The organism is Methanococcus aeolicus Nankai-3, from assembly GCF_000017185.1.
Lineage (GTDB): Archaea > AGJL01 > Methanococci > Methanococcales > Methanococcaceae > Methanofervidicoccus > Methanofervidicoccus aeolicus.
Genome location: NC_009635.1, coordinates 164,604 through 188,802, shown reverse-complemented (window position 1 = coordinate 188,802; position 24,199 = coordinate 164,604). Strand labels below are relative to the sequence as shown.

Here is a 24,199-nt window from a genome sequence, read left to right as displayed (position 1 = left end):
CATATGAAAACGACCGAAGATTGACTATAAATTGGGCTAATCAGGATAGCTAAACCAAAAGTGTCTCTGCCCTTTATTATTGTATAGCCATTTGTCTTTATGGTAGGCCATTATGTCTATTTATATTGCTCCATAATGCATAATGATATATAAGCTATAAAAATAATATAATAATATAAAGAATATAATTAATATTAATGCATACATAAACATATTAAAAATGGAGGGATTAATATGCAATCATTTAAATTACTAAAAATTATGGGAATTCCAATAGAGCTCCACATAACATTTTTATTATTGTTATTGGCAGTTTATTATTTCTGGGGGATTGGCGGATTTATATTATATTTATTTTTATTTTCATCAGTAGTATTGCACGAATTAGGGCATTCTTTTGTGGCAAAAAAATATGGTGTCCATATAGAAAAAATATTGCTATTACCAATTGGTGGTATGGCCATAATGGATAAAATTCCTGAGAAAGGAGAATTTAAAATAGCCATAGCTGGGCCTATTGTAAGTATGATTTTAGGGGTTTTATTTTTGACTTTATCCTCTTTTTATGATATTAATTTATTAAAAATAGATTCAATGGAATATTTATTATTTTCAACGGTGGGAATATTAAATATATTTCTTGGATTATTTAATTTGCTTCCTGCTTTCCCCATGGATGGAGGTAGAATATTGCGAGCACTAATATCTGGCAAAATAGGCTATTTAAAAGCTACAAAAATTGCATCATCAATTGGTCAGCTTTTTTCAATGCTCATGTTTGGCTATGGAATTATATCATTTAATATAATATTATTATTAATTGCTGTGTTTATATATTTCGGAGCTCATCAAGAATATGCCACTTTACTTACTTACCGTATATTTGACAGGATAAAAATAGATGAGATAATGTCAGACCAGATAATTGCAGTGCCACCGGAAACTACAACAAAAGAATTAGTAGATTTGATGTTCAAATATAAATATATGGGCTATCCTGTTGTAGATACTAACGGAGAATTAATAGGTAGTGTATCATTTGATGATATAGTAGCGGTTAGTGATGATATTCTCGTTAGCGATATAATGAAACCACCTATTGTAGTATCAAAATATGGCGATTTTAATGAATTGCTCCATAAAATGAATAATTCCGAACGAATATATGTTAAAGACGACACCGGAAAATTAGTTGGAATAATCTCAAAAACGGACATTATAAGAATATTAAAAATTATGGGATTAAAATTAAATGATATTGATTAATATATAAAAAATTAAAAATATTGTAGGAGCTCCCATTTTTTCCTATTTTTCAACTGGTAAATTTTGAGACTTCTATTATATTATGTTAAAAAAGTTGTAAAAAAGTTTCCAAATATATCATATTTATTTTCTTCTTCTCTCAAATTCTTCCATTAATTCCTCATATTCAATACCATTGTTGGCCAATAGCACCAAGATATGAAAAATTAAATCCGCACTTTCATATATTAACTCTTGTTTATCCTGGTCTTTTGCGGCTAAAATTGTTTCAGTTGCCTCCTCCCCTACTTTTTCACATATTTTATTTATTGGTGTTTTTTTGTCGGCTGTTGTAAGGTAGGCCACATAAGAACCTTCTGGTTTATCTTTTATTCTTTGTTTTATTATTTCAAATTCTTCTTTTAAAATATCCATATTATCACACACCTAAATAAAAATAATATAAAAATACAATAATATAATAAGGTAAAAAATTATTTAAAACGAAAAATATGAAAAATTATAAATCATTTAATCTTTTAACCATTTTTACAGCCGATTCAACAGCTTTTCTACCATAATCTATTCTTCTTTCTGCCTGCATTCTTGTCATTCCTGGACCGGATATTCCAAGTGCAACAGGTTTGTCATATTGTAATGATAAATCTGTAATTTTCCTTGCTGCATTATGAACAACTATTTCATCATGTTCTGTGTCTCCTTCTATTACGCAACCTATTGTGATTACTGCATCAACATCCTCTTTTTCCAACAATCTTTTTATTGGTACGGGCATATCATAAACTCCCGGAACCATTACTTTATAGGGGACTTCTGCACCCAAAAACTCAGCATGTTCATCTGCAAGTTTTTCCATCATAAAAGTTATATCTCTGTTAAATTCAGCTATAACAAATCCCAATTTTACCATGATTACACCTTTTTATATAGTTTTTCACATTTTTCTTATATTTAATTATATGTTTCAATTATATATTATTAATATGTTTATTAATTAAATCTGCAACAATATTATCCACACTAATTATACTAACTTCGGACAAATATGCATCTGTTCCAATGACTTCATCAGCCCCTCCATCAAATAATTTATTCAATGCATCACCAATAAGAACAGGATGAATACATGATGCTATAACTGTTTTTGCACCTTGTTCCTTTAACATCTTTATAGTTGTAGCCACAGTTCCACCTGTTGAGATTATATCATCAATGATAAGAACATCCTTATCTTTTACATCTAAATTTTTTGGTGCAATGCTTATTTCTGTTGGAGATATTCTGGTTTTTTCAAGATAATCGTAGGGGCAATTTAATATATTGGATGCAACTTTTGCCATTCGTATTGCTCCCTTATCTGGAGAAAGCACTACAAAATTTGAGCCATCGTATTTATTGGCTATGTATTTTGCAATTTCGGGAACTGCATCACCATATACCAACGGAACATCAAAAAAAGAACATATATCTTTTTCATGTGGATTTATTATAAATATGCTATCGCATATGGTAGAATAAACTTTTGCCAAAGCTCTAATACTAATTGATTCACCATCTTTAAACTTTTTATCTTGTCTAGCATAAGCCATATAAGGAATTACTAAGTTTATACTTCTTGCCCCTTCATCATTTAATGCGTCGCATAATAATATGGTTTCTATTATTGATTCATTTTGGTTATTTTGGGTATTGATTAAGAAAACATCCTCTCCTTCTACGCTACCATTTATTTTTACATATAGCTCCCCATCAGGGAATTTTTTAAATTCTGTTCTAATTAGTTTTGAATTAGTTAATTTTGAAACTTTGTGAGCCAAATTTTGAGAATTTGAACCCGATACTATTAGCATATAATCACCATTTAGTGTTAATATAGTCATCTTTAATTAACTGTCCTTTATCAGTCCATGTATCTAAACATCTTTTAACTGTATTTTATAGTTTAAAAGATTATTTACTTTTATTCGACACCAAGTATGATGCCAAGTCAGATAAAATACCTTTGGTATTTTATTACTTGAAGCTTAGCTTCAATGTTCGAAGATTGACTATAATCAGTGTAGTTTAATTTTTTATTAATATATATATTTATTATTTATATTATTTGGTAAATAACATTAAATAATATATATTATGTTTGAGAATTATTTGCGATAATACTATAAAATATTAGGAACATAATATTTGTATTGTAAAAATTCCTGAACGAACAATTGTAATAAAATAACATAACATGGTAAAGGTGTATGATATTATGATATATGATTTTATAATTATTGGTTCTGGTGTTGGAGGGAGCTCCCTTTTTAAAGAGTTAAATATAAAATACCCCAATAAAAAAATATTACTTATTGAAAAAGGAGACAAACCCGAATATGTAGAAGAAGGAAATGAGCTTCAGATTTTATATTTAAATGGTTTAGGGGGGAGCTCCATGTATTCCGTGGGCAATGCCATAAGAATAGATTTAAAAAATATTGGAATAAATAATAAAAATCAAAATAAATTATATGATGAAATCGAAAAAGAATTAAGCGTAAATACTGCCCCATTAGATTATATTGACAACACCTCAAAAAATATAATGGAAAAATATGGATTTAAAAAAACTCCCAAATATATAAATTTCTCAAAATGCACAAAATGTGGAAATTGTACAAGTATGTTATGTAATGCAAAATGGACTCCATTAAATTATTTGAAGGAATACAGAAATAATAATCTACAAAAGACTTCATCTTTTGAACCTACACAAATATTTAACAGTAAAATAATAAATAATTGTGAAGTAATTGGTATTAAAAAAGATAAATCACAAGAAATATTTTTAATAGATACTGTTATTGACAATGGCGATAAAACCATTAGAAAAACCATTAAAGGAAAAACTACAATTGTTTCAGCAGGGGGAATAAATTCACCACGAATATTAAGTAATACACTACAAAATGAACATTTGGGAAAAAATTTATTTGTAGATATGTTCATAACAATAGGCGGAATTTTAAAAGATGCCAATTTAAGGAGCTCCATACCTATGACAATATATAATCAATATAATAATGATATTATTATATCCCCCCATTACTCAAAATTATTGTATGATAATATTAAAAATGACGGCATCAAAAATCTAAAAGATAATGATATTTATGGATTAATGATTAAAATAAAAGACGAAAATAATGGGATTGTAGAAAAAGACCACGCATATAAAGAAATAACAGAAAACGATAAAAAATTATTATCCAAAGGAAGTGAAATAGCTTCAAATATTTTGGAAGATGTGGGAATAAATAAAACATATACGACCATTATAAGAGGTTCGCATCCATCGGGAACCTGTGCCATTGGCAAAGTGGTAAATAAAGATTTAGAAACAGAAATACCCAATTTATTCGTTTGTGATTCCTCTGTATTTCCAGAACCTTTGGGAGCTCCACCAATTTTAGGAATAATTGCCATTAGTAAAAATTTGGCAAACCAACTATAAATTTTATTATTATATTTTTATTATTATATTTTTATTTTTTTGTGGTTTCTTATGATATCAACCATACAATTTATAAATTCTTCAAAATTAATTTTTTTTATTAACTCTGCAACAGGGATATTTAATTTATTGGATATATCATTTAACCTATTTTTTAGTTCTGCCTGTTTTAAATCCATATTTTTACTATTTATGGTAATTCCTATAACCTTTTTACCACTTAATAATTCAATAGCTTCAATATTCTTTTTTATTTCCTCAATATTTACCGTATGAGATGCCAATATTATATAATCTGGTTTTGAACCTAACAATATAGCTAAACTAACAACTCCTCCACCTCTACCAGTTCCTATATCCAACGGATTTGAATAAATCCCCGTTTGACTGGATACTATTATTGCATCGAGATTTTTATTTTTTGAATTTACTTTATTAATTGCCCCCCATATGGCTGGTGCTACGGTGTGCAATGGAATTAATTGAGGTATCACCATTTCATCAATTCCACACAACGGTGATTGAGGTTCTGTCCCAACCATACCAATATTAAAATATTTATTTAATTCCTCTCTTAATATCATCGTCGTTGTGAATTTTCCACTTCTCATTCCTGTTCCCATTATTGTAATTATTAAATTAGGACATGAAGAGGAAAAAGAGGAAGGAGAGGATGAATTGTCTATTTTTGCATATTTTTCCAATTCTTGAAATTTATTTGGATTTGAACAGTCAAAATATTTTATATTATATTTTTTTGCACAATCTCGGAGCTCCGAAAAATCATCAATTCTATACAACCTTGCCATATTGTATATATTTTTCCCCAAACTCATTTCTTTTTTTATTGTTTTTTTCCATATTATTAATTCAAATGGCTCTAAAATCTCTTTTGACCATATAAATGTATCATATATACATGCCCCATATTCAGCAATTGCATTATGGTCATCCTCATTGTTATTATTTGCATACTCTAAAATTTCAATATTGCCAAATTTAGCAATACTATCTGAAACTTTATTTTTATGGGATAATTTTGCCGTTTTTATTGTCTCGTATATTTTATTCATATAAGTCCTCGTTTATTTTAAATATTATATATGGGGTGTGCGACTTTGAAAACTTTTTCCTTATTATTAAAAGAAGCTTAAATGTTATTTTATTAAATAATAATGGCATTATCTTCTTTGTTATTTTAAATATTTTAGCTATTATGGGGAATCATGGTAAAACTGCAAGAGTTTTATAATATAATTATATTTATACTTTTTCATTTAAAGTAAATCGGACATTTAATAAATATCAATTACCTAATATTGTGATATATAATAACAATAATTGGAGATATTTATGGAAAAGATATTTAATAAAAAAATTAAAGAAATAATGACAAAGGATATTATATATAGCTCACCAGACGAAGGAGTAATAAAAGCTTTTGAAATCCTTCTAAAACATAAAATAAGCTGCCTTCCTATTGTAGATGCTGATAAAAAGATTATGGGCATTATAACTACCACAGACATAGGATATAATCTTATAATAGATAAATATACAATAGATACAAAAGTTAGCGATGTTATGACTAAAAAAGTAATATCTGTAAATCCTGAAAATACCATATTAGATGCCATAAATAAAATGGATGAATTCGGGTATTCAAAGGAAATCATAAATCAACTTCCTGTGGTGGAAGAAGATAATAAATTAGTAGGGATTATATCGGACGGAGATATAATTAGAGTATTATCTAAATCATTGAAAAAATAAAAAATAAAAAAAATTAATTAGTTAAATATATTTTTATTATTTGGTAATTTTATCGTATGGCCCCATATCAAATAATATGTTTTTAGCCTCTTCCTCACCTACATTCTTTAATACCCCAGTAAGAGAGTTCTGACTGTTTAAAACCATTACAAAATCCACAGTTCCTTTTTCAACTGATTTTGGATTTGTGATATATCCAATATTTGGAACTGATTTTTGTTCTACTTCTTTATCGACACCAAGCCAGTTTGAACTGGATTCTATTGCTAAGGATATATTTTCATTTATTTTATTTGTAGAAATTTTCATTAATTTTAAGAAGCTATTTACTGCGTCGCTTTTTTTAGCTAGTGCATCTTCTGATGCCACCAAAACACAGCATGGATGATTTGCCCATTCTCCTTTTGGGGGTAGGTTATGACTATACACGATTACTTTACCTATGTCTTTTATACTTATAACTTCAGGTGTTGGTTCCCATGCTATTACTGCATCTAATTCTTTTGTACTAAGGAGATTAGGCATTGCACCTTGTCCTTTACAATTAATAAGTTTTACCATTGCAGAATCGTCTGTTTTTTCTGTGTAGGTTATGTTTTCATATTCTAAGGCTTTTTTTATCATTACATATTGAATTGAAACAGGTAGTGGATGTCCTATTTTTACCTGTTCTCCTTTTTTATGTTGTTCTTTTATGTAATTAACAAATTCATCCCAATTATTTACTGGAATTTCTTTTCTAACTACAACAGCAGAACCTTCACTATTTACCGCACCTATTATTTTTGCTTTTGTACCTTTATCAATTGCAAATACTGCGGGGGGGACCCCATTAAATCCTATATCGATTTGGTCCTGGGTCATCAAAGCCATAATCTTTGCTCCCCCTTCATTTATTTGTATTAATTCTACATCTGCTACTTTTTTATTATTGTCATATAATTCATATTTCTTTTTAGATTCTATTTCTTTTAAATATATACCATCATTTTTAAACAAGTCTGGATTTTTTGCTGCAACAAATAATGATGCATGATGGTCAGTTGGTAGATACGCAACTTTTAATGTTGGAATAGTGGATTGAGTGTTAGAGCTATCGTCCTGAACACATCCACTAAACATCACTAATCCTATTATGGATAGTCCCAATAATAATATTAATTTATTAATGTTATCACCTCAAATACTGGCAATATATTTGTCGTATAATATATATAATTTATGATTTTTTACGAAAGTGTTATTGTAATGTCGTATAATATAATAAAGTAATAAATGTAGTATATGGCCCACAATCACTTTATGATTATTTATAGTTAATCTTCAATAACTGTCTCTTATCGTTCTATTATTAATGAATTTCTTTATTATTTGTAATGTAGTAGTGATTTTGGCTTTTAATCATAGCATATTTATGAAAAAGACCGATTAACTATATTTTAAAATCTCCATGCAGAAATATTATGTCATACATAGATTAACTACAAATCTAAAAATCCCCTGCCTATTAAATGGGATATTCTTAAACATTCTGGAATTTTGCTTTTTAACTTTGTTTTTTTAATTATTGCCCTTAAATGTTCCTTTTCAATTCCGATATATTGAACATATATTCCTTCAAGATATTCTGGTTTTGGAAATGATTTTAAAATAGAAATTCTTATAGGGCCATCTTTAAAATGTTTTTTTAAGGCTTCAATCATATTTTGGCGATTTGGCATTTTATCAATAACAACTATAACGGGAATTCCTGTTTCTTCATGTATTTTATAGATATTTGCTATATTAAATCCACCAAATGTTATTCCATCCAAAAATATGGCATTTATTTTAGTTTTATGTTTTCCCATTACTATTTCTATTATTTTTTCTGTTGAATCCAATCCGTCCCTATTTATTTTTTTGAAATAAACACCATCTATAATTTTATTTCCCCGAATATATGTTCCTATTAATATTGCCTCTTTGTCCATTCTGTTAAATGGCGCATCATCTATCCCAATTACTCCAATTTCATCTTTAATATTCATGATATCACAAAAATATAAAAAAATAAGATTATAATTAATTATTAATTATTAATTATTTAATTTACCATAAATTTGGACCACATACGGAGCTCCCAAAACTTCGACATCTTTAATCATATTATTTTCTTTTTGAAAGTAGGTAGTAAATTATAGCTCCAATTATTCCCAAAAACCAAACAACCAATAGCCATAAAATTTTTTCAATGGTGCCCAACTCATCTCTTTTAAGTATGTCCAAAACAACCAATACAAATACTATAATTCTTATTATGCCCCAAAATCCAAAAAACATAAAACCAAATATTCCAAAGTCATTTCCCATCATATCCATTGGAGAAAACCACATATATATCACCTTATTAAAAAATTAAAATTAAAATTATATTATGATTATAATATAAAATTTATTCAATAACTATATTTTTTTCAATTTCACACCCTAATGAATTACTTATAAGACATTTTTTAGAGCCTTTTAATATTAACTCTTTTAATTCATCCTCATTTAAACTGTCATCAATTTTAGCATGGATATTTAATATTATCTTCTCAATGCATCCTTTTTCAAAACTCTTTTTAACCAATGCATCAACTTTAATATTTCCATTTATTTCTTTTTCACTAAGGGCCCTCCCAACTGCAATGGAAACACAGCCACAAAGTCCAGACAAAAACAAATCCATAGGAGATATTGAATCCTTTGTAGCTCCCTTACCTCCTTTTGAATTTATTTTTAGCCCTTTAATGCTTGTTGAAGTTTCAAAATCATTTATAAAAGTTGCCGATAATTCGCATTCATTACTTTTAGATACGATTATATTTACAATCTTTTTTATAAATTCCTCCCTTTCATTTTTTGGAATATTCATTAAATATTTTTCCATAACCTTGGGTATCATTTCAGGCATCATCTTGGGTGCCATCTCTTTGCACATTTCGGAGTCCATCATTTCTTTCATCATCTTTGGATTCATAATCCCGCCATTTAAATTAATCTATGTTTTTTAATATTTCTTTAGATTTTGCTATTTTATCTTTTATGGCTCTTCTTAGCGCGTCCTTTCCAACTATTGAAAAACTATTGAAAGCTCTTCTATTCTACCTATTTATAGCCACATTTTATTTTTTATTTCCAAAGGTCTAATTTAGACATATAATTATAAAGACAAACACAATATTTATGCTTTCCGATTAATTGATATATTTTAATATTTCTCAAATATATTTGAATATAATACTAGATATTAAAAAATAAAAAAATAAAAAAATAATTAAATTAAAGCAAATTATATCTTCTTTTAATGCCTTCATATAAATCTATTACATTTCCATTTAAAAAAGCCGACATTGTATAAATTACCCCTGGAGGCAATATATTTGTCCCAGTTCCTTTTTTAACAAAATATAAATTATCAAAACTTAACAATCCCCCAAATATTATTCCTGCTAATTTTGGGAGCTCCTCCAACGCCTTAAATGTAATTATTATAACAGGGTCGTCTGTTGAAACTCCCGTATATCCAATGCCTTCAATATTTTTTGGTTTATCATATATGCTACAACCAACATCAAAGCCATATTTCTCCCCAATATCTTTAACAAATAAGGCCATTTCATTTACCATGTCCTCTCCCCCATAGGTATCAAATGATATAATTAAAGCATCCCCGTAATCAGAAGCAACTTTTGCCGTAGCATAAGATATACTTTCTCCCGCATCATCTGGATTATCCGATAATCCGTTTAAGTCGTCAAATCCTTCGGCATATTTTTTTAATATTTTTAATATGTTTTTGTTTGTTTCATTTATTAAATTTTCTGGAACCAATGAGGTAATTACAATATCATCTCCCGTAATATTTGATATTGTAGATTTTACTCCTTTGTTTTTATTGTTGATGTTTTGGAGCTCCCTCTCGATTTTACTATTTACAATAGGATTTGTTTTAACATCATCATAGGAGATGTCAATACTTATTGAAGTGATGTATTTTTCCATATATTATCACGCTTTGAATTTATAGCCAATCTTCGAACTTTTTCACACATAGGATACGCAGATAAGACTGTATTATGCATAATACATATAATATTAAACCTATAATTATTTAATTATTTTGGACTATCATAGGACAGTTTTTGAAGATTGACTATATTTAACATATTCATACTTACCCCAGCATCTGCTGTGTTTTTTCTGTAATTCTTTCTCCATTCTTCTTTAAATTTTCCAATTACATAATCGTCCCGTATATAATTTATATTTGTTTTTACATCTACCAAAATAAGCCCATTTGCAGGAGCTGGGGCAACACCTTCTGTATGGTTTATATCCAGTAATTTATCAATCCAATTTAAAGGCTTATTTTCTTTTCCTACTTCCGATAGTGCTGTAACTATTCGCCTCACCATATTCCATAAAAAATTTTTACCAAAAATATCAATAGTAATGAAAAAATCATTTTCTTTTATTTTTATATCATATATTGTCCGTAATGGGTTTTTATTTTTTGTATTATCTCTTTTTGATAAATTATGAAAGGAATGAGTTCCGATTAATTTATTTGCCCCCTCTATCATTAAATTTATATTTTGTCCTTCATTTGGTAGTATATATTTATAATGCCTATATTTAATTTCAGGGAGCTCCGAGATTTTACTATATCCTAATACCCATACGCCAGTATATTTTAATTTGGCATAAACATGGGACAATATAGGTTCTTGGTTTAAATTTACAATTATAAAATTTCCCAATGCCAATACTCCATTATCTGTTCTACCCCCTCGCAATAGTGGTTTTGTTTCCTCTTTATCCATATATCCACATTTTAATAGTGCATTAATTATAATATCACATACATTATTTTTTTTATGAGGGTGGCTTTGAAAACCGTCATTATTTCCATCGTAGGCTATTTTTAAAATATATGTATTTTCGTTAATTCTTTTGGCAACTTTTTCCCAATGGGTTAGCTTATTATCACAATTGTTATTAATATTATTACTACACTTATTACTATTATCGTTAATTTTATTATTCATACTGTCCCTAGTATATAGTTAATTAATTTTAATTAATTTGTTATATTAAACTGATGATAACATATATATTTAATTATATATTTATAGTCAATCTTCGGACAATTTCACTAAATCATTTTATAATTAAACTAAATAGCCCCCCATAAATTACCGAACACAAAGAAATCTATTTTATAGATTGGGGTAGGTAAGGGACAGTTATTGAAGATTAACTATATTTTACTTTTTATGCTTGTGATAACATGAACACGAAAACCTTAATAATAGACCCAAAAATATCAGGAATTTCAGGAGATATGATAATATCCGCACTTGTAGATTTAACCGAGGTAAATAATCTAAATAAACTAATAAATTCCATTAATGAATTGGATAACCGTATAGATTTTAAAGTGGCCATAAATGATAAGCTTGTAAATGGAATAAATGCAAAAAAAATTGATATAATAATAAATGAAGAAAAATCCCTTTCAAACCCTGAGGAGCTAAAAAATGCCGTAAATATTGTATCAAATAAATTAAATTTATCGGAAAAGGCAAAAAATATAATAAATAATATTATTCAGGATTTAATAGATGCTGAAGCAAAAATACATAAAAAAGATTTTCATCTTCATGAGGTGGCATCTCTTGACACGGTTTTTGATGTAGTTGGAACTGTGTATTTACTTGAAAAAAATGGATTTTTAAGCGAAAACTCAAAAATATACTCCACGCCCCCTGTTCTTGGTGGAGGTTATGTTAAAATAGCACATGGCATATTAACCATTCCAGCCCCTGCAACCCTTGAAATACTTTGCAAACATAATATAAAATACTCAAACCACCCCAGTAGCATAAATATGGAACATAGCACCCCAACAGGAGTTGCCATATTATGTAATATAGTAGATAAAATAGTGGATAATTTTCCGCCAACTATTCCATTAAAAGTTGGATATGGTGCAGGAACTAAGGAATTAAAAAATATCCCAAATATTTTAAGGGTTGTGGAGGGAAAAACTGAAACAGAAACCATAAACAAAAATATGATTATAATGGAAACTAATGTAGATGATGTTTCGGGGGAAATTATTGGTAATTTGTTTGATATATTGTTAAATAATGGTGCCAAAGAAGTATTCGTAGTAAATGGGATTGGAAAAAAGAACAGACCTACAAATATAATATCGGTAATTACAAATTATGCTAAATTAGAGAAATTATCAAAAATAATAATGGAGGAAACTGGCACAATAGGAATAAGAATAAAGGAAATAAATAGAGTAAAAGCAGATAGAATTGAAAAAAATCATTATATTAATATAAATGGTAAGAAATTTGAATTTTCTGTAAAAATATCCTATCTTGAAAATGAAATAATAAATATAAAACCAGAATATGAAGATGCTAAAAAAATAGCCGAAGAATTGAATATGCCTATTAGAAATGTTTTAAAAATATTAAATAATGAAATATTTAATAGTGAAGAATTATAGTTAATCTTCAAGAACTGTCCTTTGTTTGTCCCAGATAGTCCGAAGATTAACTATACATAAAAATATATAAATTCCGAAGGAATTTTAAAATTACCATACTTTTAAATCAATTCCTTCAATATATATCCTATTTCCTTCAATTTCAATAACCACGCCAGAATGAACTTTTTGCATCATACAGTGATTAGGTATAAATTTAACGGTATGCCCTACCTCGGGACTTTTTCCGTGTATAATTGTTCCCTCAAATGCTAAAATTAAGGCAATGCCCACATTTATATAATTTTTTTCCTCTCCTGTGATTCTGTGGCAAGGTCCTTCAATATGCACAACGAATAAACCTTGCTTTTCTTCAATTATTTTGGCAAAATGTGGAATTGGACAGCCCAACGGCCTATATTGTATATAATCCCCGACTTTTAATGAAATATTAAATGGAATCATTAAGGTTTCCCTGCATGAAGGTTCATTTGGTAATGGGTCCAATAAAAAATCGGCACTATAACCATCTAATACACCAATAAGTCTATCATCTATTTTATGTGCTTCAGCACAACTACGGTTTATATTTTTAATATCCTTATCAATATTATCTCCATTCCCCTTAAAATCGATATCTTTTAATAATTCGGTTAATTCCTTCAAATTATTTTTAAAATCCTCACGATATAAAAAAGGACATTTTTCCAATTTTGTAGTCCCATCCAGGAGCTCCCCGGCAAAAATATCACATCTTTTATATCCGCATGCTTTACAATTATATTTTGGAAGCAAATTTAATATCTCTTTTATTATTTTATTATCCATAGTTATTCCCCTGTATATTTTGTAAATCCGTCTATTTTCCTTAATACTCCTCTGTGGTGTTTCTTTGAAACTTTTGTTTCTCCAACGCATAATGTGCAAATACATAATGGTGCATTATGTCGGAGCTCCTCATTATCTAAACTTATAAGTGGTGTAGTTTCTTTTATTTCCTCTGCTATTTCACCGCATCCTTGACCGCTTAAACCATTTACATCATAAATTCTACAATTTGGATTCATTTCCAATACTCTTTCTCTGAATACTTCCCGTTCTGCCTGTGATATTATGTCTCCCTTTGTAATTGCTACGACATCTGCACTGGTTAAAAATGGACCTACTTTTCTTGGAGTATTTGGACCAGAAGTAGCATCTATAATACAAATTCCCAGCGTATTTTTAGTATATGGAGCACATCTATGACATAATCCAGCTGTTTCAATTATTAATGTATCTATTTCTTCATCCTGATTTTTTGCCCATTCCACCATTTCCTCGGTGTTGTATATTGCAAAATGGTCTGGACACATATCTTTACTTAATCCGATTAATGTTGGAATTTTCAATTTTCCATATCTTACATCATCATCGGTATATAAACAATCTATTTTAACCACAGCGGGTTTATGTCCTGCATTTATAAGGTTTTTAATGGTGTGTATCATTACAGATGTTTTTCCTGCTCCCGGTGTTCCTGCTACTATACTTATTTTCATTATATATCTCCTCATATATAGTCAATCTTCGGTTGTTTTCAGATGAATATGCCCTCAATTAAAAAGGCGAAATCCCTCTGCATTATATTATTAAAAACGAAGTAAATATGTATACAAAAGCTACGCTTTTGTATAAAATCCTAAAAGGATTTTACTCAATAATTTAGGGAAATATAAGAACGATTATTGAAGATTAACTATAATTCCTCAATAACTATGTCGTTTAAACTTAATCTCTCTCCATGCCTTATTTTTTCCCTCATAGACAGCATCCAGTTATCTATATTGTTTAATTTAGCTGATACTTTTTTTTCTTCCTCGGTTGTTTCAATAATTTCAGTCATTCCTCCGTTTTTCATTACAACTCGCCTATCTGTCATAAGTGCTAAAACTGGGTCGTGGGTAATTACCATTACAATTTTTCCATAACCTGCAAGGAGCTCCAATGCTTCATGCTTTTTTATTCCTGCATTTTCTATTTCATCAATAAGAACAATAGGAGAATCACTTATAACGGCCACATCTGCCACCATCAAACTTCTTGACTGACCCCCACTTAATATAGTTAGGTTGTAATCTTTTTTAATCGGCTCACCAGTTAAATTATTTGCCAAATTTATTATTTCATCTACGACCCCTTCTTTATCTACCCCCCTACTTTTAGCATGCATTAATAAAAACTCTTCAACAGTCATATCTGCTAAAAAATTCATATTTTGAGATAATTGGGCAATTCTCCTTTTTCTTGGGTCTCTTCTCATTCCTACTGATGGAACTTCCCCGTTTATCAAAATTTTTCTTTTTGAAAGTGTATCTCCCTGTGCCAATTGCTCAATATCACTTATTAGGTTTGATTTTCCACTTCCTGTGGCTCCAACAACACCAAATATTTCTCCTTTTTTTACGGTTAGCTCCTTTACTGCCTCTAACTCTCCATTCTTATTATATCCGCCAATTATTGTAATTTCATTTATGTCCATTATATCACGACAATGTATTGCTACATTATTTTATATTATTATATTAATATTATTATATTATTATAGTATATTTTTTATTATTATATCTTCCCAAAAGTGTCTCCTCTTAATCCTGTTCTAAGTGTTTTAAGGGAAATTACCTCTTCATAAGCAATATTTCCTAAATTTACATTACTGCCAATAGACAGTATAAATTCCACCTGCTGATTTTTGTTAGGTGCCTCAAAAATAATTTTATTAGTATCAATATATTCCAACATTTTTTTAAATTCTTTATCTTTTAAATTTCCTTTTTCATCAAATAATCCAATTGATTTTCCACTTTCTCGTCCCTCCATAATTACGAAATCAGAACCAGCTCTTAAATCTTCATTTATAATATTTATTCTGTCTTCGGTGGTTAATTTGCTATCCTCTTCAATAGATTTTTTTCCAACTTCAGATAATACAATAAATCCATTCTGCTTTGCCTTTCTTATGGCATTTTTCCTATCCTCTTTACTTAATTCCATTGAACCATCGGATATTTCTATACATCCAAAGCCCAATTCTTTACATTCTTTTAGATATTCGTCGTACAATCCTTTTGAATGACACAATTCAAACAGCGTACCTCCAGCATAGGCTTTAATATTATGTTTTTTGTAAATTTTTATTTTTTCCTTTACAATTTCCTTATCTTGAACTGCACTAGTGCCCCAGCCAAATTTTACAAATGTGATGTATTCTCCACATACTTTTAAATAATCGTCAATATAACTAGGTGGCAATCCTTTATCCATTACCATGGTTATTCCATTATTGTCTGGGACATTTAAAAAATCAAAAGCTTTCATATTATCCTCTTTTATATTTATTTTTTATATCTTTTTTCTTATAAGAAAATATTGGTAAAATTTTATAATATAGTATGATTTATAAGTATTATAAGATTAATAATTTATATATTTTTTGATATTTTTTTATATTGTGATAAAAATTAAAATATTAAATTAATTAATAATAATGTTGTTATAATAATTATTAATAACTATTGTTTTTATTCAATAAATAAAAGTAAAATACTATGAATATATTACATTGTATCATATTATATATTTAATTAATATATCTGCCAAGGAGAGGTGCTATTATACATGTTTGTATTTGAACGAAAACCTGAAAAAGAAGTTATAAATCTTTTGACTCGACACATTTCTAACTCAATAGATGCTATTAATATATTAATTAAATATATTGACGATAAAAGCAATAATAGTCCCATAAATGAAATTATTAAGCTTGAAAAGAGAGGGGACGAAATAAGAACAGAAATAATAGTAAATCTATATGAAGCATTTTTGCCAAGTATGAAAAGGGAGCTCCACCACTCCGTGGAAATTTTAAATGATGTTCTTGACAATATCAAACATGGAGTATTATTATATGATTTAATGACTTTTGAGCTGGACGAATTTATTAATGAAAAATGTAAATTAATATTAAATATTTCATTAAATATGCTTAAATCATTAAATACTTTGGTGGGAGTATTTGAAAATGGCGGAGAATTTAAAGAGCATATTAGAAATATAAAATTAAGTGAAGAAGAAATTGATACAATTCAGCATGATATTTATAAATACATGGTAAATATGGAAATAAAATCTTTTTGGACGGGGAAATTATTAAGTGATTTTGTAGACCGGATTGCAGAAATTAGTAATTGTATTGAAAATGTATCTGACGAGTTCCAAATCATATTTATAAGCAACTGGTGATTAACATATTTGATGTTTTTAACCTAATAACATTGTTATGTGGTATTTATGTGGCTTTTGTAATTGGGGCAAATGATACAGCAAATGCCATTGGAACTGCTGTTGGGGCAAAAATAATGCCATATAAAAAATTAGTGTTATTATTTGGGGTTTTTGTTTTAATTGGTTGCTTAAATGCCTATAATGTGGGAAATACTGTGGATACCGTTGTCTCAGGTGGCATATTATCTTCATTCATACTCGCAGGAATAATTATCACTATAATTACATATAAAAAAATACCAATATCTACTCACCAAATTATAATATGTGCATTGGTTGGCTTAAATTTTAAATCTGCAAATATGGAATTATTTGCCACAATAGTTGGTGGCTGGATATTGTCTCCATTATTAACTATAATGGTATCATATATATTATTTAATTTATTTGAACATTCAAAATTATCCATTTTAAAAAGAGCTGAATTACTAAAATATGGCCTTATAATTAGTGGATTACTTGTAGCATATAATTTAGGTTCAAATGACATTCCAACAGCTCTTGGTGCGATATCTACTAGTGGTTATGTTTTTCTCATGGGCGGTATTGCCATAATATTGGGAGCTCTGTTATTTGGAAAAGGAGTTTCTGAAACCGTCGGAATAAAGCTTGTTAAATTAAGTCCATTGGGCGCTTTTGTAGCTCAACTGTCTGCTGGTGTTGTGGTTCTTTTATTTACTCAATTTGGAATGCCGGTTTCTACAACTCAGGCAATTATTGGAGGGGTTGTTGGAGTAGGACTCACAAAAGGTATTAAAACAGTAGAATGGAAAACTTTATTATATATAATTGGAGGTTGGGTTCTTGCCCCACTATTTACAATATTAATAGGATATACTATTGAATGGATAAAATATATAAAATAATTTTTTGATTTGAGTATGGGAGCTCCATATATTCAAAATATATAAAATATTTTAAATTAAAAATAATCCCTAAAAAAATAAAAAATAAAAAAAATATTTGTGTGAAAAATTATACCAATTTAATATAATACTTATTTATATTTATAACTTTATTCTTTATTTATAACTTTAAGTATGTTTTTGTTTCCCAGTCTGTTACTGAGGTTCTGAAATCGTCCCATTCTGCTCTTTTCAATTCTATGAAGTTTTCGAATATGTGTTTTCCAAGAGCTTCTTTTAATATGCTGTTGTTTTCTAATTCATCCAAAGCTTCACTTAAATTAGCTGGAACTGATGCAATTCCTAATTCTTTTTTCCTTGCTTCGCTCATTTTGAATATGTTTTCTTCAACTGGGTCAGGAGCTGACATTCCCTTTTTAACTCCATCTAATCCCGCTGCGAGCATTACTGTAAATGCTAAGTATGGGTTACATGTTGGGTCAGGAGCTCTGAACTCAACTCTTGTTCCTTTTCCTCTTGCTGCTGGAACTCTGATAATAGCACTTCTGTTTGAGTTTGCCCATGCAATATTTACTGGAGCTTCATATCCTGGAACTAATCTTTTGTATGAATTTACTGTTGGGTTTGTAATAGCTACTAATGCTCTTGCATTGTCCAATATACCTGCTATATAGCTTAGTGCAGTTTCACTTAATTGGTATGGTGCTGTTTCATCGTAGAATGATACTTCATCATTGAACCATACACTTTGATTACAGTGCATACCGCTTCCATTTATTCCAAAGAATGGTTTTGGCATGAATGTTGCTGTTAATCCGTGTTGTTGTGCTATCATTTTAACAGTTGTTTTAAATGTAATTACATTGTCTGCTGTTTTAAGAGCATCTTCAAATCTGAAATTTACTTCGCTTTGTCCTTCTGCTACTTCGTGGTGGGAAGCCTCCATGTGGTAGCCTAAATCTTCTAATGCGAATACTATATCTCTTCTAACTGAGGAAGCTTCATCCATAGGTTCTAAGTCAAAGTATCCCCCATCGTCAGCAGGAATCATCTTGTGTGGGTTGTGTGGGTCAGGTTTTACTAAAAAGAACTCTGGTTCTGGACCTAAGTAGTATGAACCGTTCATTTCTTCTTTTAATTTTCCTAAAATTGTTTTTAAACACCCTCTTGGGTCTCCTTCGAATGGCTTACCATTTGTTTTATAAACATCACAGATAACTCTTGCTACGGATTTTTCTGATGGTCTCCATGGCAAAACTGATAGCGTTGATAAATCTGGTTTCAATACCATATCTGATTCGTTAATACCTACAAATCCTTCAATAGAGGAACCGTCAAAGAACATTCCATTTTCTAAGGTATCCTTTAATTCATCAAGTCCTTTTGCATCTGTTTTTATTGGGTATGCAACATTTTTTGGGTTACCCATTAAATCTACAAATTGCATTCTTAAAAATTTAACGTCATTTGAAACAATGTATTCAACTGCTTGGTCGATTTTTGACATTATTACACCTCTTACTATTACGGAAATAAGTTTCCTATTTTCTATATATATAATTTACGGTTTATTATTTGGTATATAATATATCATACTACATAGCTATTTATCATATAATATAGTGTGTTTAAAAAGTTTATTTTGATAAATCAGAAAAAATAGCTGATTTAATCATATTTAATATTAAATAATATATTTAATATTATAGGATATTGGCAGATTTTTTACCATAAATAGTTCTAGAACTACCACATTTAGTATATCATACTATAATTTACTATATATTATTTATTTACTATATATAACATTATAAAAGAATAATGAAAATAAGATAATATAATAATGAAATAAGAAGAAATAAAATTATTATGTTTAAAAAGTTTTTCAGATTTAAGATTTATTATTTTAGTACGATATTATGTGATAAATACCCAAAGATATTATAATATTTATGATATTAATATTTATAATTTATAATCAACAATAAAATAAAAAAGCGGTGGTATATGTGATAATAATAGAAAAAACAGAACAAATAAAGGGAACTATAAATGCCCCTCCTTCAAAATCTTACACCCACAGGGCAGTAATTTGTGCCTCACTGGCAGACGGAACCTCTGAAATAATTAGTCCTTTAAATAGTGCTGACTGTCTTTCGTCTGTTCATGGTGCTATGATGCTTGGGGCCGAAATTGATGCAACGGATAAAAATAAATGGGTTGTGGTGGGAAATAATAACAGCCCTAAAACTCCAAATAATGTTGTAGATATTGGAAACAGCGGAACAACTCTAAGGATTTTAACAGGAATAGCCTCCCAAATACCAGAAGGATATGCCATATTAACAGGAGATAGCTCTATTATAACCAGACCAATGCAACCGCTACTTGATGCTTTAAATCAATTAGGTATTAGAGCTTTTTCATCTAAAACAGACGGAACCGCCCCGATTATTGTAGAACATGGCGAAATAAAAAATAATGTTGTAAAAATAAGAGGGGATATGAGCTCCCAATTTATTACCTCATTAATGATGACGATGCCATTTTCAAAAATGGATTCTACCATTGAATTAACTACTCCTTTAAAATCAGCACCTTATTTAGATATTACAATTGATGTATTGGATAAATTTGGAGTAAAAATAGAAAAAGTGAAAAATAAAAATAAATTAACCAAATTTATCATTAAAGGAAATCAAAAATATAAACCATACTCCTATACTGTGGAGGGCGATTGTTCTTCGGCATCATACTTTATAGCAGCAGGAGTGCTTATGAATTCCGATATTACAATAAATAATATATTCAAAAACTCAAAACAGGGTGATAGAGAAATAGTAAATATTGTTAAAAAAATGGGAGCTCCCATAATAGAGGAAGAGGATAAAATAATAATTAAAGGACCATATAAATTAAAAGGTATAGATATAGATGTAAAGGATACTCCTGATCTAGTGCCTACAATTGCTATATTGGGCTGTTTTGCGGAAGGAACAACAACAATATATAACGGCGAACATGTTAGATTAAAAGAATGCGATAGATTAATGGCTTGTGCAAAGGAATTAACTAAAATGGGAGCAAAAATAACAGAAAAACCAGACGGTTTAATTATTGAAGGAGTTGGAAAATTAAATGGGGCAGAAATGGAGACATACCACGACCATAGGCTTGTTATGGCTTTCACGGTGGCTGGAATGATGGCAGAGGGAAAAACAATAATTAAAGGAGAGGATGCTGTTAAAATATCATTCCCTAATTTTGTGGAAGCAATTAAATCAATTGGGGCAAATATTACTATTAAATAATATAAATTTTTATAATTCTATAAAATTATAATTAAAATATAAAACCGCGAGAAATAAAAGATGATATAATATGGCAATACACAAAATAAAAGAATTTATGATATATTTAATACGAAATGACATAAAAAAGGCTATTATTCTAAAAAAAGAAAATATTAATTATTTTTTAGAGAAATGCCCTCCAACATATTCTTATTTAATTTTTGATGTTGAACGAGATAAAATAATTTTAAAAGTTCCAGAAATGGAATATCAAAGTGCAATATTTCATTCTACAAAATATATTTCTGTTGAAGTAATTGATAAATTAGAGGAGGATTTTAGATATTGTAATGCTGTGGAAGATTCATTTCCTGTAAAATATTTAAAATACATTGATAAAGATTATAAAATCATATCCGACAAATTAAATGAAATGAAATCCATAAAAAATCCAGATGAAATTGAATTAATTAAAAAAGCTGCAAAAATAAGCGATAAAGCTATTGAATTCGCAACAGATTATATTTTAAACTCCAAAGAACCAATTACGGAAAATCAATTGGCGGGAGAAATTGAATATATTATGAAAAAAGAGGGAAGTGCAAAACCCTCATTTGATACAATTGCCATATCTGATAAAAAAACGGCACAACCACATGGAGCTCCATCAAATAACGAAATAAAAAATATATTATTAATGGATATTGGGGCTACTGTGGAAGGATATTGTTCCGACATTACAAGAACAGTTATTTTAAATCAAGAGTATAAAAAATACGAAAAATATGTTAAGATATATAATATCGTAAATAATGCTAAAAAAGAAGCCGAAAATAACCTTAAAGCAGGGGTTTCGGTTAAGGAATTAGATAAAATAGCACGGAAAGAGATGGGAGAATATAATAAATATTTCACTCACTCATTAGGGCATGGAGTTGGAACAGAAATCCACGAACGCCCAGCATTGTCCCAAAAATTGAAAGAAGATATTATATTAAAGGAAAATATGGTAATTACGATAGAACCTGCCATATATTTAGATAATTTTGGAGTAAGAATTGAAGATTTATATGTTGTTAAAAAAAATGGGTTTAAAAAATTAAGTAATGCAAGAATTTTAGAATATTAATAGAGAGATATTTTTAACTTTATGGGAGCTCCTTTCAATGAAACCAGCATTGCTGTTCTGCTATGTTTTTGTTAAATGAAAATCAAAGATTTTCATAGCTCGCAACTTCGTTGCGGAATCGTTGGCTTTCGGAGTGAGCGAAGCGAACGGAGAGTTACAAAAACCGTTAGGTTTTTGTTCAATCCCGACGGCTTATTGTAACATATTTCTCATTTTTTTAATTATTTCGGTGGAATTTAAATTCTCTTTCTGTATCTCCAAATATATTTCTGGTATTTTTCCCAATTTTATCTGTCTTGTAGAATAATAAATTCCTTTTTTTAATAAATTTTCTTTTAAATTATTTCTTTCAATTTCTCTATTTTTTATTATTTCCTCATGGCATAAATTAAAATTTGGGTCTCGGTAGGGAGCTCCCACAGTAGATAGTGCAATTACTCTTTCGTCAATTTCCGATATTCTTTTTAATTTTTTATTTTCTAATGAATCGTTGGAGCTCCGAATTTTTTTGGGATTTTTATATGCTATTGTTATGCCTCTTTTTCTCCCTATTGCCTCTCCTTCGGATATTATAAATCCTGCCTCAATTAATCCACTTCTAAACGGTATTGATGATGAGTAAGATAATAAAATACCTCCATCTTCCATTAATTCATATATATTTTTTAAAAAATCCACAGTATATAATACAGAATCCCTTTGTGGTGAAAATCCGTCGTGAAATACTATATTATATTTTTTATTTGATTTTTTCAAATCAATTAATATTTGTCTGGCATCTCCTTCATAGATATTTATGTTTTTGTTTTTTGTATTATTATTGTTATTATTTTCATCACTCATTAAATGATTTTCAATGACTTCTTTTATTATTTCATGTTCTTTAAATGGGATATCGAGGCAAAGGGATAAAAACAATGTTTCTTTGCTATATTCTACCATATCAATTTTACAATTTTTGTTATATCGTAATGATGCTATGCTATTATACCCCATACCACTACATAAATCTAATATTTTAGGGAGCTCCTCGTTTTCCAAATTTGAAGGAATTACAAATTTCTCGACTCCCTCCCTTAGAGCTCCTATTTTTGAGTGCATCATCTCTTGACTGTCCTCCGATATCATCGTATATGTGCCATCTTCTGTTTTTATCAGCATATTATTATTTATTAATTTATTTATCAATTCTTCTTTTAAATTTTCTAAACTATTATTTTCAAAATCTTGTTTATTTTTAAATTTAACAATATATTCATTAATTAAATTTAGTGCAATTTCATTTGGTAGCATTTATATCACCATTATATAGTTAATCTTCAAGAACTGTCCCTTATCCGTCATATAAAGAATTTTTTAATTTAAATATATTCTTCATTTTCATGCATACTACTAAGAGATATAGTATTTGCCAACCCTACAAGATACGGTAAATTGTTCGAAGATTGACTATAATCTGTATTCATATATTTAGGTTTTTATTATATGACAATATCATAAAAAAATAAAGATATGTTTATTAAA

Annotated in this window: 24 protein-coding genes; 8 read left to right on the top strand and 16 right to left on the bottom strand. The window is 28.8% G+C overall.

The window, feature by feature from the left end; all coding sequences use genetic code 11:
• Positions 1-234: 234 nt before the first annotated feature.
• Positions 235-1,266 (top strand): site-2 protease family protein, encoded by a 1,032-nt coding sequence (locus MAEO_RS00855; RefSeq protein ID WP_011972894.1) that lies wholly within the window; start codon positions 235-237, stop codon positions 1,264-1,266.
• A gap of 123 nt (positions 1,267-1,389) precedes the next feature.
• Here MAEO_RS00855 and hisE read toward each other — a convergent pair whose 3' ends face one another.
• The 3 genes from hisE to MAEO_RS00840 form a co-directional block, all read right to left on the bottom strand.
• Positions 1,390-1,680 carry a phosphoribosyl-ATP diphosphatase gene (hisE, locus tag MAEO_RS00850; RefSeq protein ID WP_011972893.1) on the bottom strand — a complete coding sequence of 97 codons (291 nt, stop codon included), beginning with the start codon at positions 1,678-1,680 and terminating at the stop codon, positions 1,390-1,392.
• Positions 1,681-1,765: 85 nt separating this feature from the next.
• A complete protein-coding gene (ribH, locus tag MAEO_RS00845) occupies positions 1,766-2,176 on the bottom strand; it encodes a 6,7-dimethyl-8-ribityllumazine synthase (RefSeq protein WP_011972892.1) in 411 nt (136 codons plus the stop codon).
• Between the two features lie 58 nt (positions 2,177-2,234).
• Positions 2,235-3,116, bottom strand: coding sequence for a ribose-phosphate diphosphokinase (locus tag MAEO_RS00840; protein ID WP_011972891.1), 882 nt, complete (start codon positions 3,114-3,116; stop codon positions 2,235-2,237).
• A gap of 404 nt (positions 3,117-3,520) precedes the next feature.
• Here MAEO_RS00840 and MAEO_RS00835 point away from each other — a divergent pair, with 404 nt between their 5' ends.
• Positions 3,521-4,759 (top strand): GMC oxidoreductase, encoded by a 1,239-nt coding sequence (locus MAEO_RS00835; protein WP_011972890.1) that lies wholly within the window; start codon positions 3,521-3,523, stop codon positions 4,757-4,759.
• Between the two features lie 23 nt (positions 4,760-4,782).
• On the opposite strand, the gene MAEO_RS00830 is transcribed toward MAEO_RS00835, so the two are convergent.
• Entirely contained in the window at positions 4,783-5,832 is a 1,050-nt protein-coding gene (locus MAEO_RS00830) for a DUF1611 domain-containing protein (protein ID WP_011972889.1), read from the bottom strand.
• A gap of 280 nt (positions 5,833-6,112) precedes the next feature.
• Here MAEO_RS00830 and MAEO_RS00825 point away from each other — a divergent pair, with 280 nt between their 5' ends.
• Entirely contained in the window at positions 6,113-6,532 is a 420-nt protein-coding gene (locus tag MAEO_RS00825) for a CBS domain-containing protein (RefSeq protein WP_011972888.1), read from the top strand.
• Positions 6,533-6,568: 36 nt separating this feature from the next.
• Here MAEO_RS00825 and MAEO_RS00820 read toward each other — a convergent pair whose 3' ends face one another.
• From MAEO_RS00820 to truA, 6 genes are all read right to left on the bottom strand, one after another.
• Complete coding sequence (locus MAEO_RS00820; protein WP_011972887.1) at positions 6,569-7,654, bottom strand: ABC transporter substrate-binding protein; 1,086 nt, start codon at positions 7,652-7,654, stop codon at positions 6,569-6,571.
• A gap of 359 nt (positions 7,655-8,013) precedes the next feature.
• A complete protein-coding gene (locus tag MAEO_RS00815) occupies positions 8,014-8,562 on the bottom strand; it encodes an endonuclease dU (RefSeq protein WP_011972886.1) in 549 nt (182 codons plus the stop codon).
• 118 nt (positions 8,563-8,680) lie between these two features.
• Positions 8,681-8,908, bottom strand: a complete 228-nt coding sequence (locus MAEO_RS00810; RefSeq protein WP_011972885.1) for a PLDc N-terminal domain-containing protein — start codon at positions 8,906-8,908, stop codon at positions 8,681-8,683.
• A gap of 58 nt (positions 8,909-8,966) precedes the next feature.
• On the bottom strand, positions 8,967-9,536 hold the full coding sequence (locus MAEO_RS00805; protein WP_011972884.1) for an OsmC family protein: 570 nt from the start codon (positions 9,534-9,536) through the stop codon (positions 8,967-8,969).
• A gap of 302 nt (positions 9,537-9,838) precedes the next feature.
• Positions 9,839-10,561 (bottom strand): hypothetical protein, encoded by a 723-nt coding sequence (locus tag MAEO_RS00800; RefSeq protein WP_011972883.1) that lies wholly within the window; start codon positions 10,559-10,561, stop codon positions 9,839-9,841.
• A 113-nt stretch (positions 10,562-10,674) separates the two neighbouring features.
• Positions 10,675-11,607 carry a tRNA pseudouridine(38-40) synthase TruA gene (gene truA / locus MAEO_RS00795; RefSeq protein WP_011972882.1) on the bottom strand — a complete coding sequence of 311 codons (933 nt, stop codon included), beginning with the start codon at positions 11,605-11,607 and terminating at the stop codon, positions 10,675-10,677.
• A 242-nt stretch (positions 11,608-11,849) separates the two neighbouring features.
• On the opposite strand from truA, the gene larC reads away from it, so the two are divergent.
• The gene (gene larC, locus MAEO_RS00790) at positions 11,850-13,085 is read left to right on the top strand and encodes a nickel pincer cofactor biosynthesis protein LarC (RefSeq protein WP_011972881.1); all 1,236 of its coding nucleotides are present in this window, start codon (positions 11,850-11,852) and stop codon (positions 13,083-13,085) included.
• Positions 13,086-13,175: 90 nt separating this feature from the next.
• Here the strand turns inward: larC and MAEO_RS00785 are convergent, their stop codons facing one another.
• From MAEO_RS00785 to comA, 4 genes are all read right to left on the bottom strand, one after another.
• Positions 13,176-13,892 carry a (Fe-S)-binding protein gene (locus tag MAEO_RS00785; protein WP_011972880.1) on the bottom strand — a complete coding sequence of 239 codons (717 nt, stop codon included), beginning with the start codon at positions 13,890-13,892 and terminating at the stop codon, positions 13,176-13,178.
• A gap of 2 nt (positions 13,893-13,894) precedes the next feature.
• Complete coding sequence (locus MAEO_RS00780; RefSeq protein ID WP_011972879.1) at positions 13,895-14,605, bottom strand: GTP-binding protein; 711 nt, start codon at positions 14,603-14,605, stop codon at positions 13,895-13,897.
• A gap of 197 nt (positions 14,606-14,802) precedes the next feature.
• Positions 14,803-15,585 (bottom strand): ATP-binding cassette domain-containing protein, encoded by a 783-nt coding sequence (locus tag MAEO_RS00775; RefSeq protein WP_011972878.1) that lies wholly within the window; start codon positions 15,583-15,585, stop codon positions 14,803-14,805.
• Positions 15,586-15,665: 80 nt separating this feature from the next.
• Positions 15,666-16,421 carry a phosphosulfolactate synthase gene (comA, locus tag MAEO_RS00770; RefSeq protein ID WP_011972877.1) on the bottom strand — a complete coding sequence of 252 codons (756 nt, stop codon included), beginning with the start codon at positions 16,419-16,421 and terminating at the stop codon, positions 15,666-15,668.
• A gap of 300 nt (positions 16,422-16,721) precedes the next feature.
• Here comA and MAEO_RS00765 point away from each other — a divergent pair, with 300 nt between their 5' ends.
• Entirely contained in the window at positions 16,722-17,345 is a 624-nt protein-coding gene (locus MAEO_RS00765) for a TIGR00153 family protein (protein ID WP_011972876.1), read from the top strand.
• Between the two features lie 50 nt (positions 17,346-17,395).
• Positions 17,396-18,253: an inorganic phosphate transporter gene (locus MAEO_RS00760; RefSeq protein ID WP_232202525.1), complete on the top strand. Its 858-nt coding sequence runs from the start codon at positions 17,396-17,398 to the stop codon at positions 18,251-18,253.
• 160 nt (positions 18,254-18,413) lie between these two features.
• Here the strand turns inward: MAEO_RS00760 and glnA are convergent, their stop codons facing one another.
• Positions 18,414-19,760 carry a type I glutamate--ammonia ligase gene (gene glnA / locus MAEO_RS00755; protein WP_011972874.1) on the bottom strand — a complete coding sequence of 449 codons (1,347 nt, stop codon included), beginning with the start codon at positions 19,758-19,760 and terminating at the stop codon, positions 18,414-18,416.
• A gap of 502 nt (positions 19,761-20,262) precedes the next feature.
• On the opposite strand from glnA, the gene aroA reads away from it, so the two are divergent.
• Complete coding sequence (gene aroA / locus MAEO_RS00750; RefSeq protein ID WP_011972873.1) at positions 20,263-21,564, top strand: 3-phosphoshikimate 1-carboxyvinyltransferase; 1,302 nt, start codon at positions 20,263-20,265, stop codon at positions 21,562-21,564.
• A 70-nt stretch (positions 21,565-21,634) separates the two neighbouring features.
• Positions 21,635-22,675 carry a M24 family metallopeptidase gene (locus MAEO_RS00745; protein WP_011972872.1) on the top strand — a complete coding sequence of 347 codons (1,041 nt, stop codon included), beginning with the start codon at positions 21,635-21,637 and terminating at the stop codon, positions 22,673-22,675.
• 192 nt (positions 22,676-22,867) lie between these two features.
• Here the strand turns inward: MAEO_RS00745 and MAEO_RS00740 are convergent, their stop codons facing one another.
• On the bottom strand, positions 22,868-23,968 hold the full coding sequence (locus MAEO_RS00740) for an MnmC family methyltransferase (RefSeq protein WP_011972871.1): 1,101 nt from the start codon (positions 23,966-23,968) through the stop codon (positions 22,868-22,870).
• Positions 23,969-24,199 lie beyond the last annotated feature (231 nt).

Coding starts and splice junctions, on each gene's coding strand:
- MAEO_RS00855 (WP_011972894.1), top strand. CDS start 235: ATGCAATCATTTAAATTACTAAAAATTATGGGAATTCCAATAGAGCTC.
- MAEO_RS00830 (WP_011972889.1), bottom strand. CDS start 5,832: ATGAATAAAATATACGAGACAATAAAAACGGCAAAATTATCCCATAAA.
- MAEO_RS00805 (WP_011972884.1), bottom strand. CDS start 9,536: ATGAATCCAAAGATGATGAAAGAAATGATGGACTCCGAAATGTGCAAA.
- MAEO_RS00835 (WP_011972890.1), top strand. CDS start 3,521: ATGATATATGATTTTATAATTATTGGTTCTGGTGTTGGAGGGAGCTCC.
- truA (WP_011972882.1), bottom strand. CDS start 11,607: ATGAATAATAAAATTAACGATAATAGTAATAAGTGTAGTAATAATATT.
- MAEO_RS00780 (WP_011972879.1), bottom strand. CDS start 14,605: ATGAAAATAAGTATAGTAGCAGGAACACCGGGAGCAGGAAAAACATCT.
- glnA (WP_011972874.1), bottom strand. CDS start 19,760: ATGTCAAAAATCGACCAAGCAGTTGAATACATTGTTTCAAATGACGTT.
- MAEO_RS00820 (WP_011972887.1), bottom strand. CDS start 7,654: ATGTTTAGTGGATGTGTTCAGGACGATAGCTCTAACACTCAATCCACT.
- MAEO_RS00810 (WP_011972885.1), bottom strand. CDS start 8,908: ATGTGGTTTTCTCCAATGGATATGATGGGAAATGACTTTGGAATATTT.
- MAEO_RS00800 (WP_011972883.1), bottom strand. CDS start 10,561: ATGGAAAAATACATCACTTCAATAAGTATTGACATCTCCTATGATGAT.
- MAEO_RS00775 (WP_011972878.1), bottom strand. CDS start 15,585: ATGGACATAAATGAAATTACAATAATTGGCGGATATAATAAGAATGGA.
- MAEO_RS00740 (WP_011972871.1), bottom strand. CDS start 23,968: ATGCTACCAAATGAAATTGCACTAAATTTAATTAATGAATATATTGTT.
- comA (WP_011972877.1), bottom strand. CDS start 16,421: ATGAAAGCTTTTGATTTTTTAAATGTCCCAGACAATAATGGAATAACC.
- MAEO_RS00765 (WP_011972876.1), top strand. CDS start 16,722: ATGTTTGTATTTGAACGAAAACCTGAAAAAGAAGTTATAAATCTTTTG.
- MAEO_RS00745 (WP_011972872.1), top strand. CDS start 21,635: ATGGCAATACACAAAATAAAAGAATTTATGATATATTTAATACGAAAT.
- MAEO_RS00815 (WP_011972886.1), bottom strand. CDS start 8,562: ATGAATATTAAAGATGAAATTGGAGTAATTGGGATAGATGATGCGCCA.
- ribH (WP_011972892.1), bottom strand. CDS start 2,176: ATGGTAAAATTGGGATTTGTTATAGCTGAATTTAACAGAGATATAACT.
- hisE (WP_011972893.1), bottom strand. CDS start 1,680: ATGGATATTTTAAAAGAAGAATTTGAAATAATAAAACAAAGAATAAAA.
- MAEO_RS00825 (WP_011972888.1), top strand. CDS start 6,113: ATGGAAAAGATATTTAATAAAAAAATTAAAGAAATAATGACAAAGGAT.
- MAEO_RS00840 (WP_011972891.1), bottom strand. CDS start 3,116: ATGCTAATAGTATCGGGTTCAAATTCTCAAAATTTGGCTCACAAAGTT.
- larC (WP_011972881.1), top strand. CDS start 11,850: ATGAACACGAAAACCTTAATAATAGACCCAAAAATATCAGGAATTTCA.
- MAEO_RS00785 (WP_011972880.1), bottom strand. CDS start 13,892: ATGGATAATAAAATAATAAAAGAGATATTAAATTTGCTTCCAAAATAT.